The sequence below is a fragment of the Streptomyces sp. NPDC059037 genome, assembly GCF_042740015.1.
In the GTDB taxonomy this organism is placed as follows: Bacteria; Actinomycetota; Actinomycetes; order Streptomycetales; family Streptomycetaceae; genus Streptomyces.
Genome location: NZ_JBHYIG010000282.1, coordinates 1 through 12,541, shown reverse-complemented (window position 1 = coordinate 12,541; position 12,541 = coordinate 1). Strand labels below are relative to the sequence as shown.

7 protein-coding genes and 1 pseudogene are annotated in these 12,541 nt (G+C 68.3%); 4 read left to right on the top strand and 4 right to left on the bottom strand.

Going from position 1 to position 12,541, the window contains the following annotated elements; translation table 11 throughout:
• Positions 1–144: 144 nt before the first annotated feature.
• The 4 genes from ACFWY6_RS37650 to metH all read right to left on the bottom strand — a co-directional run bounded on the left by ACFWY6_RS37650 (position 145) and on the right by metH (position 8,090).
• A complete protein-coding gene (locus ACFWY6_RS37650) occupies positions 145–1,731 on the bottom strand; it encodes an ABC transporter substrate-binding protein (protein WP_384700253.1) in 1,587 nt (528 codons plus the stop codon).
• A 90-nt stretch (positions 1,732–1,821) separates the two neighbouring features.
• A complete protein-coding gene (locus tag ACFWY6_RS37645) occupies positions 1,822–3,432 on the bottom strand; it encodes an ABC transporter substrate-binding protein (protein WP_384700251.1) in 1,611 nt (536 codons plus the stop codon).
• Positions 3,433–3,756: 324 nt separating this feature from the next.
• A complete protein-coding gene (locus ACFWY6_RS37640; protein ID WP_384700249.1) occupies positions 3,757–4,458 on the bottom strand; it encodes an HAD family hydrolase in 702 nt (233 codons plus the stop codon).
• Positions 4,459–4,568: 110 nt separating this feature from the next.
• On the bottom strand, positions 4,569–8,090 hold the full coding sequence (gene metH / locus ACFWY6_RS37635) for a methionine synthase (RefSeq protein WP_384700247.1): 3,522 nt from the start codon (positions 8,088–8,090) through the stop codon (positions 4,569–4,571).
• Positions 8,091–8,369: 279 nt separating this feature from the next.
• Between metH and ACFWY6_RS37630 the strand changes: the two genes are divergently transcribed.
• From ACFWY6_RS37630 to ACFWY6_RS37615, 4 genes and pseudogenes are all read left to right on the top strand, one after another.
• Positions 8,370–9,134, top strand: a complete 765-nt coding sequence (locus ACFWY6_RS37630; protein ID WP_266868843.1) for an IclR family transcriptional regulator — start codon at positions 8,370–8,372, stop codon at positions 9,132–9,134.
• Between the two features lie 370 nt (positions 9,135–9,504).
• Positions 9,505–10,296, top strand: coding sequence for an MIP/aquaporin family protein (locus ACFWY6_RS37625; protein ID WP_384700245.1), 792 nt, complete (start codon positions 9,505–9,507; stop codon positions 10,294–10,296).
• A 50-nt stretch (positions 10,297–10,346) separates the two neighbouring features.
• Positions 10,347–11,900, top strand: a complete 1,554-nt coding sequence (glpK, locus tag ACFWY6_RS37620; protein WP_384700242.1) for a glycerol kinase GlpK — start codon at positions 10,347–10,349, stop codon at positions 11,898–11,900.
• A gap of 13 nt (positions 11,901–11,913) precedes the next feature.
• Positions 11,914–12,451 (top strand): annotated as a pseudogene (locus tag ACFWY6_RS37615) (FAD-dependent oxidoreductase); the annotation flags it as partial.
• Positions 12,452–12,541: the final 90 nt, after the last annotated feature.

Below are 12,541 nucleotides of genomic sequence, written 5' to 3'. Positions count from 1 at the left end.
CCTCTCTTTTTTTTTCAATCTCCTGGGGGTTTTACTCGCCGCCCGGGGGGGTGGGCTGCCCCGCGCCCCCACTCAACAACCTCCCCCCCACCCCGGCCGCCCCCCCGGGGCCCCCCCCAACCTTCTTCTGTTCACCGGAAGGGATCAGCCCTTGCTGATCTCCCAGAAGCGGAACACCGTCGACGCGTCGAGGCAGGACTCCACGCCGTACACGTCGTCGCGTATCACCGCGTACTGCTTGGCCTGCCAGACCGGCAGGATCGGCAGCTCGTTCGCCACCGTGTCCTGGAGCCTCGCGTAGTCCTTGTCCGTCTTGGTGCGGTCGCTCTGGGCGGCGGTGTCGGGGATGATCTTCCCGGTGATGTCGCTGTTCGTGTAGCCGTTGTCGAGGACGTTGCCCTTGCCGAAGAACGGCTGGGTGAAGTTGTCCGGGTCCGGGTAGTCCGGCACCCAGCCCTTGACGTAGACGCCGTACTTGCCGGCCTTGATGTCCTTCTCGTACTGCTTGAACTCGATGGACTTCACGTCCGCGTCGAACAGGCCGCTCTTGTTGAGCTGCTTGGCGATCGCCTTCAGCTCCTCGTCCGTCGAGGGGCCGTAGCGCGAGGGCGTGGACCAGAGCGTGAGCTTGACCTTGCCGCTCACGCCGTCGGCGCGCAGGGCGGCCGCGGCCTTGGAGCGCTGCGGGCGGGCGCCGTAGGTGTCGAAGAAGGCGGTGTTGTGACCGCCGATGCCGGCCGGGACGATCGAGTACAGCGGCGTGGCCGTGTCCTGGTAGACCTCCTTGACCAGGGCGTCCCGGTCCAGGAGATAGGCCATGGCCTTGCGCACGCCGAGCTTGCCCGCGACCGGGTCCTTCATGTTGAAGACCAGGTGCTGCACCTCGGCGCTCGTGCCCTCGACGACGTCGATGCTCTGGCTCTCGCTGGAGGTGTCCTGCTCGATGTCCGCGACGTCGGAGGCGGCGAGGCCTCGGTAGGCGATGTCGACCTTGTTGTCCAGGATCGCCTGCTTCAGGCTCTTCCGGTCGTTGTGGAAGAACTTGATGGTGACGCCCTTGTTCTTCACCTTGGCGGTGCCCTTGTACTCGGGGTTGACCGAGAACACCGCCTTCTCCTTGGTGAAGGAGTCGAGCTTGTACGGCCCCGAGCCGGTGGCCTGGGCGTCTCCGCGCAGCGCGTTCCTGTCGTACGAGCGGTGGTCGACGATGGAACCGGCGCCGGACGCGATCTTGCTGGGGAAGGTCGCGTCGGGGTACTTGAGCTTGAAGACGACGGTCTTGGTGTCCGGCGTCTCGACGCGGTCGAGCATCGGGAACATGATCGCGGGACCGGCGTCGTCGCCGATCGTGCGCATGCGGTCGAAGGAGAACTTGACGTCCTTCGAGGTCAGCGACTTCCCGTTGCTGAACTTGAGGCCGTCACGGAGCGTGCACTTGAAGACCTTGGTCTCCGTGTCCGCGAAGCCGCACTCCTTGGCGGCCTCGGGCTCCGGCTCCGTGGCCCCGTTCGGGAAGCTCATCAGGGACTGGAAGACGTTGTTGAAGAGCAGCCATGACCCCGGGTCATAGCCGGACGCCGGGTCGGTGGCCAGGATGTCGTCGGACATCCCCACGACCACCGCGTCACCGGATTCCCCCGCATCGCCCGTCTCCGAACCGCAGCCGGTCAGCAGGGCGGCGGCCAGCCCTCCCGTGAGGGGAAGGGCCAGCCACTGGTTACGCAAGTTCACGTACGTACCTTGTCGTTGTTGTCCATCGGTGGAGCGGAACTCGGCATGCGCAGAGCGGAGCTCGGCGTTCGCTGCCGGTGCGTGCGGAGGTCAGCCGCTCACACCGCGGCCGAGCTCCCACAGCTGCAGGTTCGAAGAGGAGTTGAGGGCCCACTCGACGCCGGTGACGTCGTCGCGGGCGGCGATGTACTGCTTGCCCTGCCACAGGGGAAGCACCGGCACGTCCTCGGCGACGATGTCCTGGATCTTCTTGATGCTCTTGGAGGCCGTGAGCCGGTCCGCCTCGCGGCGCGAGTGCGGGATCAGCTCTTCGTTGATGGTGCTGTTCTCGTACGGCGAGCCGAGGAAGTTGTTCTTGTCGAGGAACGGCGCGAGGAAGTTGTCGGCGTCGGGGAAGTCGGGGAACCAGCCCATTCCGTAGACGTCGTACGCGCCCTTCTGCTCGGCGGCGCGGAAGGTGCTCCAGGGCGCGCCCTTGATCGACACGTCGAACAGGCCGCTGGCGTTGAGCTGCTTCTGCAGCAGCTCGAACTCCTTCTTGGTGGCCGGGCCGTAGTGGTCGGTCGTGTAGTGCAGGGTGAGCTTCACCGGGGTGGTGATGTCGGCGCGCTGCAGCAGGGCGCGGGCCTTGGCCGGGCTGGGGTTGCCGTACTTGTTGAAGAACGAGTTGGTGTGGCCCGTGACGGTGGTCGGCACAAGGGAGAAGAGCGGCTCCGCCGCGGTCCCGTACACGCCGGACGCGAGGGCGCCGCGGTCGACGACCTGTGCCATGGCCTGGCGGACGGCCTTGGACTTGACGGTGTCGGCGTCCGTGTTGAAGCCGAGGTAGCGGATCTCGAGGCCGGGCATCTCGACCAGCTCGATGTTCTTCGACGGGTTCTCGTCGAGGTGCTTGATCTGCTCGGGCGACATGGTGCGGGTCATCATGTCGATGTCGCCGCTCTCGAGAGCCTCGCCCATGGCCTCGGTGGAGGCGTAGTTGCGCATCTCGATCTTGTCGCTCTTGGGCGTCAACGCGCCCTTGTAGTTGGCGTTCTTGGAGAACACCGTCTTGACGAGCTGGCCGTCCTTGACCTCGTGCTGGGCGGTGTAGGGGCCCGAGCCGTCGACGTCGAAGCCGTCGCGCAGCTTGTTCTTGCTGTACTTGTCCTTGCTGATGATGCCCGCCGTGGGCGTGGCCAGCTTGTACGGGAACGTCGCGTCGGGGCTCTTGAGGTGGAAGACGACACCGCGGTCGCCCTGCGTCTCGATCGCGTCGACGTTGGCCACCAGGCCGTCGGAGCCGCTGGGGTTCTTGATCTTGATGTCGCGCACGCGCTCGATGGAGAACTTCACATCGGCGGCCGTCAGCGCGGTGCCGTCGGCGAACTTCAGGCCCTTGCGCAGCGTGCACTCGTAGCGCTCGTTGCCGGTGTCGGTGAAGCCGCACCGCTCGGCGGCCTCCGGCTCCGGGTCGCCGTCGCCGCGCGGCATGATCATCAGCGTCTGGAGGGTCTGGCGCAGGACGCTCCAGGAGCCCGCGTCATAGGCGTACGCCGGATCGAAGGGCGCCGGAACCTCGGCCGAGGTGGCGAACCGGTCCGTGGTGCCGACGGCGATCGCGTCGTCGTCTCCCCCTCCACCACCCGCTCCGCCGCACGCGGCGAGCGCGGGGGCGAGCAGACCTATGACGGCCGGCAGCACCAAAGTCTTACGGTTCATGCTCGACGTTCTCCAGAGCTGTTGAATCCCGCGCGAACCGGCAACGAGGGGTGGGGTCAGCCGGTTCTTGGGGGGTGGGGCGATGTTCTCGCGACGACATTAGTCCGCACCACCACAAGCGCCGGAAGAGACCGGAGTTGACCCTCCATCACGCAGCGAAACCGGGCGCGGACGCACCGATAACCCAACACCGGAAGGATTCGTGCAGGTTCCCCTGAAACGGGACACAACGCCACGTCGCAACCGGCGCATTTCGGTTCCCCTGCACAGTCCAGGACGACTGTCGACGCCCCGTCGAGTGGGAAAGGTCACACCTGCGTCGGTTCAGCGATTTCCGGCCATCAGGCCTTGCAGGAAAGGCAGGTTGACGTGTTCGAGCGAGGGGACGACGGTTCTGCCGGACGCGGGGTCGATCGGCGCGACAGATGGTACGGCGACCACCCGGCAGCCCGCGGCCTCGGCCGCGGCGACACCGGTCGCGGTGTCCTCGATGACGGCGCATCTGGCCGGTTCCGCACCGATTCCGGCCGCCGCGAGGAGATAGGGGTCCGGGTGCGGCTTGGTCCGCGCCACCTCGTCGCCCGCGACGGTCAGCGCGAAGTGGTGGGATCCGATCGAGTCCAGTACGCGGTCGATGATGCGCCGGTGGGACGCGGACACCAGCGCCATCGGCACCTCGTGCGCGGCGAGTTCCGCGAGCAGCCGCGCGGCGCCCGGCATCAGCGGCAGCGTGCGGCTGATGCGGTCCTCGAAGCCGTTGTTGAGCAGCACGGTCAGCTCGGCAAGGGTGATGTCCGCACCGGTGGACTCGATGAGGAAACCCGCGCTGCGCGTCATGGGGCCGCCCACGACCACGTCGCGCCAGGCCTCGTCGAGCGTGTGCCCGAGTGCGGCGAAGACCTCGACCTCGGCGTCCCACCAGAACCCCTCGGTGTCGACGAGGGTTCCGTCCATGTCGAGAAGCACGCCCTGCAGCGCGGAGCCTTCGGCCGTTCGGGTGCCGAGCGCGGAAACCGTACTGGTCATGCGACCACACCTTCCATGAGGGACGAGAAGGCCGGCCGCCCTTCTGACAGACATTTCTGACAGGGGGCAACCGGCCTGCACTGGACCGACCAGTGTACGACTGCGGCGGATCAGCGCGCGTTGAAGTACTTCGCCTCGGGGTGGTGGATGACGATCGCGTCCGTGGACTGCTCGGGGTGCAGCTGGAACTCCTCGGAGAGCTGTACGCCGATCCGCTCCGGCTGCAGGAGCTCGGCGATCTTCGCGCGGTCCTCCAGGTCGGGGCAGGCGCCGTAGCCGAGCGAGAAGCGCGCGCCGCGGTACTTCAGGTCGAACATGTCCTGTACGTCGTCGGGGTCCTCGCCGCCGAAGCCCAGCTCGGCGCGGACCCGGGCGTGCCAGTACTCGGCGAGCGCCTCGGCCAACTGCACGGACAGGCCGTGCAGTTCGAGGTAGTCGCGGTAGGAGTCGGCGGCGAACAGCTTGGCGGTCTCCTCGCCGATCTTCGAGCCGACGGTGACGACCTGCAGGCCCACCACATCGATCTCGCCGGACTCCTCCGGGCGGAAGAAGTCCGCGAGGCAGAGCCGGCGGCCGCGGCGCTGGCGCGGGAAGGAGAAGCGGGTGCGCTCCGAGCCGTCGTCGTTCAGGAGGATCAGGTCGTCACCCTTGGACACGCACGGGAAGTAGCCGTGCACGACGGCCGCTTCGAGCATGTTCTTGGTGTGCAGCTCGTCCAGCCAGCCGCGAAGCCGCGGACGGCCCTCGGTCTCCACCAGCTCCTCGTACGTCGGACCGTCACCGGTCCTGGCCTGCTTGAGGCCCCACTGGCCCTTGAAGAGGGCGCCCTCGTCCAGCCAGGACGCGTACTCCTTGAGCTGGATGCCCTTGACGACGCGGGTGCCCCAGAACGGCGGCTCGGGAATGGGGTTGTCGACCGCGACGTCCGAGCGGGCGGGCCCCTCGTCCTCGTTGACCTCCAGGACGGCGGCGGATGCCTTGCTCTGGACCCGCCGCTGCTTGAGCTCCGGCAGGGTCGCGCCGGGCACCCCGCGCTTGACCGCGATGAGGGCATCCATCAGGCGCAGCCCCTCGAACGCGTCGCGGGCGTAGCGCACTTCGCCCTCGTAGATCTCGTGCAGGTCCTGCTCGACGTACGCACGGGTCAGGGCCGCGCCGCCGAGGATCACCGGGAAGTCGGCCGCCAGCTTGCGCTGGTTGAGCTCCTCCAGGTTCTCCTTCATGATCACCGTCGACTTGACCAGGAGGCCCGACATGCCGATGACGTCCGCGCGGTGCTCCTCGGCGGCGTCCAGGATCGCGGCGACGGGCTGCTTGATGCCCAGGTTGACCACGTTGTAGCCGTTGTTGGACAGGATGATGTCGACGAGGTTCTTGCCGATGTCGTGCACGTCGCCGCGCACGGTGGCGAGCACGATGGTGCCCTTGCCCTCGGCGTCCGACTTCTCCATGTGCGGTTCGAGGTGGGCGACCGCGGTCTTCATGACCTCGGCGGACTGCAGCACGAACGGCAGCTGCATCTGGCCGGATCCGAAGAGCTCACCGACGACCTTCATGCCCTCCAGGAGGGTGTTGTTGACGATGTCGAGGGCGGGCGTGTCCTGGAGGGCCTCGTCGAGGTCGGCCTCCAGGCCGTTCTTCTCGCCGTCGATGATGCGGCGCTGCAGGCGCTCGTCGAGCGGCAGGGCGAGGAGCTCCTCGGCCTTGCCGGCCTTCATGGACTTGGTGGAGACGCCCTCGAAGAGCTCCATGAGCTTCTGGAGGGGGTCGTAGCCCTCTTCCCTGCGGTCGTAGATGAGGTCACTTGCGACCTTCACCTGCTCGTCGTCGAAGCGCGCGATCGGCAGGATCTTGGAGGCGTGCACGATCGCCGAGTCCAGGCCCGCCTTGACGCACTCGTCGAGGAAGACGGAGTTGAGCAGCACACGGGCGGCCGGGTTGAGGCCGAAGGAGATGTTGGACAGACCCAGGGTGGTCTGCACGTCCGGGCGGCGGCGCTTGAGCTCCCGGATGGCCTCGATGGTGTGCACGCCGTCCTTGCGGGACTCCTCCTGACCGGTGCAGATGGTGAAGGTCAGGGTGTCGATGAGGATGTCCGACTCGTGGATGCCCCAGTTGCCGGTCAGGTCGTCGATGATGCGCTCGGCGATGGCGACCTTGTTCTCGACGGTGCGGGCCTGGCCCTCCTCGTCGATGGTCAGCGCGATCAGCGCGGCGCCGTGCTCCTTGGCGAGCGCGGTGACCTTCGTGAAGCGCGACTCGGGGCCGTCGCCGTCCTCGTAGTTGACCGAGTTGATGACCGCGCGGCCGCCGAGCTTCTCCAGGCCGGCCTGGATGACGGGCAGCTCCGTGGAGTCCAGGACGATGGGCAGGGTGGAGGCGGTGGCGAAGCGGCCCGCAAGCTCCTCCATGTCGGCGACGCCGTCGCGGCCGACGTAGTCGACGCACAGGTCGAGCATGTGAGCGCCCTCGCGGATCTGGTCGCGGGCCATCTCCACGCAGTCGTCCCAGCGGCCCTCCAGCATGGCCTCGCGGAACTTCTTCGAGCCGTTGGCGTTCGTGCGCTCGCCGATCGCCATGTACGAGGTGTCCTGGCGGAACGGCACGGTCTGGTAGAGCGAGGCGGCGCCCGGCTCGGGGTGCGGCTGACGGGCGGGCGTCTGCACGCCGCGCACCCGCTCGACGACCTGGCGCAGGTGCTCGGGGGTGGTGCCGCAGCAGCCGCCGACCAGGGAGAGGCCGTATTCGCGTACGAAGGTCTCCTGGGCGTCGGCGAGCTCGGGCGCCGTCAGGGGGTAGTGGGCGCCGTCCTTGCCCAGGACCGGCAGGCCCGCGTTGGGCATGCAGGAGATCGGGACGCGCGAGTGGCGGGCGAGGTAGCGCAGGTGCTCGCTCATCTCGGCCGGGCCCGTGGCGCAGTTCAGGCCGATCATGTCGATGCCGAGCGGCTCCAGGGCCGTCAGGGCGGCGCCGATCTCGGAGCCGAGGAGCATCGTGCCGGTGGTCTCGACCGTGACCGAGCAGATCAGCGGGAGGTTCGCACCGGTGGCCTCCAGGGCGCGGCGGGCGCCGAGGATCGCGGACTTCGTCTGGAGGAGGTCCTGCGTGGTCTCCACCAGGAGCGCGTCGGCGCCGCCGGCGATCATGCCCTCGGCGTTGATCTGGTAGGCGTCGCGCAGCACGGTGTACGGGGCGTGGCCCAGGGTCGGCAGCTTGGTGCCGGGGCCCATGGAGCCGAGGACCCAGCGCTGCTGCCCGGTCTTCTCGGTGAACTCGTCGGCGACCTCGCGGGCGATGCGGGCGCCGGCCTCGGAGAGCTCGAAGTTCCGCTCGGGGATGTCGTACTCGTTCAGGGCGGCGTAGTTCGCACCGAACGTGTTCGTCTCGACACAGTCGACACCGACGGCGAAGTACTCCTCGTGGACCGAGCGGACGATGTCCGGCCGGGTCACGTTCAGGATCTCGTTGCAGCCCTCGAGCTGCTGGAAGTCGTCGAGCGTGGGGTCCTGCGCCTGGAGCATCGTGCCCATCGCTCCGTCGGCCACCACCACCCTGGTGGCGAGGGCTTCGCGGAAGGCTTCGACTCGGGTCCCGTCGTAGAGACCGGACGAGGGGGTCGGCAACGAGGCCATGAAAGAGCTCCCTGAGGTGCGACGGCTGTCGGCTTTGCGCTTCGGTTGGAGGCGCACTCGGTCAGGGTAGCCGGACGAAGGTCCGAAGCGCTCAGGTGTTCACGGGCCGGACGCCCCGCCCCCGGCACCCCTCGCCGGAGCTCGGACGGCGATCACGTGGAACGAGGGGAAAACGGCGAGAAACACCGCCTGCCGCTCATTAGCGGGAGGTCGACAACGACCGATAGTGTTCAGCATTGTCGAACGTTGATATCTGAGGGGACGGAGGAAGGGGCTGCGATGGCACGCAACATCCAGTCGCTCGAGCGGGCCGCCGCGATGCTACGGCTGCTCGCGGGCGGGGAGCGACGGCTCGGCCTCTCGGAAATCGCTTCAGCCCTTGGCCTGGCCAAGGGCACCGCCCACGGCATTCTGCGCACCCTGCAGGCGGAGGGCTTCGTCGAGCAGGACTCCGCGTCGGGCCGCTATCAGCTCGGCGCCGAACTGCTGCGCCTGGGCAACAGCTATCTGGACGTGCACGAGCTGCGGGCCCGCGCCCTGGTGTGGACCGACGACCTGGCCCGCTCCAGCGGCGAGAGCGTCTATCTGGGGGTCCTGCACCAGCAGGGCGTCCTGATCGTGCACCACGTCTTCCGGCCCGACGACAGCCGCCAGGTCCTGGAGGTGGGCGCCATGCAGCCGCTGCACTCCACGGCGCTCGGCAAGGTGCTCGCCGCGTACGACCCGGTGGCGCACAGCGAGGCCGCCGAGGCCGACTGGCAGACCTTCACCTCGCGCACCGTCGTCGACCCCGACGACTTCGAGGGCGTACTCGATCTGACCCGCGCGCGCGGGTACGCGGCCGATGTCGAGGAGACCTGGGAGGGCATCGCCTCGGTGGCGGCCCCCATTCACGACCGGCGCCGCATGCCGGTCGGCGCGGTCGGGATCACGGGTGCGGTGGAGCGCGTCCAGAAGGACGGCGAGCTCCGGCCCGACCTGATCGCCGCCGTACGGGACTGCGCTCGCGCTGTGTCGCGGGACCTGGGCGCTGGGCGCTTTTAGCTCCGCTGGCAGGCCGGTGCCGATCTGCGGGCCGTCCGTGGCTGGGCGCGCAGTTCCCCGCGCCCCTTCGGGGCGCTCAACGTGCAGTGGACACCTTTCCGCGCGACCATCGTTGGACGCGTTTCACCTCGTGGCGACCGATAACCCAGAACGATCAATAACGATCGTGCTTTCAATAACAGAGCTCTTGACGAGCATGTAACCCCGGGGTGAGACTCGCGTCCATCGGTCGGCATTGTCGAACACCTACCGGCATTACGCGCTAGAGTGTGGCAAGGCCAAGGGCCGGCAACGACCTCACCTGAGGTCGCGGACCACCGGAGGGACCCGGGGTTCGCCTTCCCCTGGACGAAGGACAAAGGAGTCGCGGGTGTCCAGCTCCGACATCTTCATCGGCGAGACCATCGGTACCGCCCTGCTCATCCTGCTCGGCGGCGGCGTCGTCGCCGGCGTCGTACTCAAGCGTTCGAAGGCCAAGGACGCCGGCTGGCTCGCCATCACCTTCGGGTGGGGCTTCGCCGTCCTCACCGGCGCCTACATGGCCGGCGGCGTCTCCGGCGCCCACCTCAACCCGGCCGTCACCATCGGCCTCGCGATCGAGGGCGGCACCAAGTGGAGCGACGTACCGCTCTACCTGGCCTCCGAGATGCTCGGCGCGATGATCGGCGCCTTCCTGGTGTGGGTCACCTACATGGGCCAATTCCAGGCCCACCTGACCGACCCCGAGATCCTCGCGGCACAGCCGATGGAGGAAGGCCTGGTCGATCAGAAGGCCGCGCCCAAGGCAGGACCGGTGCTCGGCATCTTCTCGACCGGACCCGAGATCCGGAACTACGTGCAGAACATGCTCACCGAGATCATCGGCACGTTCGTCCTGGTCATCGCCATCCTCACGCAGGGTCTGAACGACGGCGGCAACGGCCTCGGCGTCCTCGGCGCCCTGATCACCGCGCTCCTCGTGGTCGGCATCGGCCTCTCGCTCGGTGGCCCCACGGGCTACGCGATCAACCCGGCCCGTGACCTCGGCCCGCGCATCGTGCACGCCCTGCTCCCGCTGCCCAACAAGGGCAAGTCGGACTGGAGCTACGCCTGGGTGCCGGTCGTCGGCCCGCTCATCGGCGGCGCCCTCGCAGGCGGTCTCTACAACCTCGCGCTCAAGTAGGACCGCGACAGCAACCCATGACCGCCTGAGACAGACCGCCGAGCAAGAACATGGAGCACACCGTGACCACCGACGCACACACCGCAGGCCCCTTCATCGCGGCCATCGACCAGGGCACCACGTCCAGCCGCTGCATCGTCTTCGACAAGGACGGCCGGATCGTCTCGGTCGACCAGAAGGAGCACGAGCAGATCTTCCCGAAGCCGGGCTGGGTCGAGCACGACGCCGCCGAGATCTGGACCAACGTCCAGGAAGTCGTCGCGAGCGCCATCGCCAAGGCCGGGATCACCCGCGACGACATCAAGGCGATCGGCATCACCAACCAGCGTGAGACCACGCTGCTCTGGGACAAGAACACCGGCGAGCCGGTGCACAACGCCATCGTCTGGCAGGACACCCGCACCGACGCCCTGTGCAAGGAGCTCGGCCGCAACGTCGGCCAGGACCGTTTCCGCCGTGAGACGGGCCTGCCGCTGGCCAGCTACTTCGCCGGGCCGAAGGCCCGCTGGCTGCTCGACAACGTCGAGGGCCTGCGCGAGCGCGCCGAGGCCGGCGACATCCTCTTCGGGACCATGGACTCCTGGGTCATCTGGAACCTGACGGGCGGTGTCAACGGCGGCCACCACGTCACCGACGTCACCAACGCCTCGCGCACCATGCTGATGAACCTGCACACCATGCAGTGGGACGAGAAGATCGCCGAGTCCATCGGCGTGCCGCTCGCGATGCTCCCCGAGATCCGCTCCTCCGCCGAGGTCTACGGCGAGGTCACCGGCGGCGCCCTCGGCGACGTCCTCGGCGGCATCCCCGTCGCCTCCGCGCTCGGCGACCAGCAGGCGGCCCTCTTCGGCCAGACCTGTTTCGCCCAGGGCGAGGCCAAGTCCACGTACGGCACCGGCACGTTCATGCTGATGAACACCGGTGAGACGGCCATCAACTCCTACTCGGGCCTGCTGACCACGGTCGGCTACCAGATCGGCGAGCAGAAGCCGGTCTACGCGCTCGAGGGTTCCATCGCCGTCACCGGCTCGCTGGTGCAGTGGATGCGCGACCAGATGGGCCTGATCAACTCCGCCGCCGAGATCGAGACGCTCGCGTCGTCGGTCGAGGACAACGGCGGTGCCTACTTCGTACCGGCCTTCTCCGGCCTGTTCGCCCCGTACTGGCGCTCCGACGCCCGCGGTGTGATCGCAGGTCTGACCCGGTACGTGACCAAGGCGCACATCGCGCGCGCCGTCCTGGAGGCCACGGCCTGGCAGACCCGTGAGATCACCGACGCCATGACGAAGGACTCCGGCGTCGAGCTCACGGCCCTCAAGGTCGACGGCGGCATGACCTCCAACAACCTGCTGATGCAGACGCTCTCGGACTTCCTGGACGCCCCTGTGGTGCGCCCGATGGTCGCCGAGACCACCTGCCTCGGTGCCGCCTATGCCGCCGGTCTCGCCGTCGGCTTCTGGTCCTCGACCGACGAGCTGCGCGCCAACTGGCGCCGGGCGGCGGAGTGGACCCCCCGCATGGACGCGGACACCCGCGACCGTGAGTACAAGAGCTGGCTCAAGGCCGTCGAGCGGACCATGGGCTGGCTCGAGGACGAAAGCTGACGAGGAGTAAGTCATGACCACCCTGCAGAGCGTCCCCGCCCTCGGGACGCATCCGGCTGCCGGTGCGCGCGCTTCTTTTGGAGTGGCGAGCCGCGCCGAGACCCGGGAGCAGCTTTCCAAGGCGACGTACGACCTCCTGGTGATCGGCGGCGGGATCCTGGGCATCTCCACCGCCTGGCATGCCGCGCAGTCGGGACTGCGGGTGGCCCTGGTGGACGCCGGTGACTTCGCCGGCGCCACCTCCTCCGCCTCCTCCAAGCTCCTCCACGGCGGTCTGCGCTACCTGCAGACCGGCGCGGTGAAGCTGGTCGCGGAGAACCACTTCGAGCGTCGCGCGGTGTCCCGTCAGGTGGCCCCCCACCTGGCGAACCCGCTCACCTTCTACCTGCCCGTCTACAAGGGCGGCCCGCACGGCGCGGCCAAGCTGGGCGCGGGCGTCTTCGCGTACAGCGCGCTGTCCGCGTTCGGTGACGGCGTCGGCCACCTGCTCTCGCCGTCGAAGGCCGCGCAGGACGTGCCGGAGCTGCGCACGGACAACCTGAAGGCCGCCGGCCCGTCACGCCGACGCCCGATTAAATACTCGCGCCATTCCCCGCTCTCTGGCCACCCCGCCCCGCAGTCCGGGTCCGCGACCGCCTAAC

Coding starts and splice junctions, on each gene's coding strand:
- ACFWY6_RS37645 (WP_384700251.1), bottom strand. CDS start 3,432: ATGAACCGTAAGACTTTGGTGCTGCCGGCCGTCATAGGTCTGCTCGCC.
- ACFWY6_RS37640 (WP_384700249.1), bottom strand. CDS start 4,458: ATGACCAGTACGGTTTCCGCGCTCGGCACCCGAACGGCCGAAGGCTCC.
- metH (WP_384700247.1), bottom strand. CDS start 8,090: ATGGCCTCGTTGCCGACCCCCTCGTCCGGTCTCTACGACGGGACCCGA.
- ACFWY6_RS37630 (WP_266868843.1), top strand. CDS start 8,370: ATGGCACGCAACATCCAGTCGCTCGAGCGGGCCGCCGCGATGCTACGG.
- glpK (WP_384700242.1), top strand. CDS start 10,347: ATGGAGCACACCGTGACCACCGACGCACACACCGCAGGCCCCTTCATC.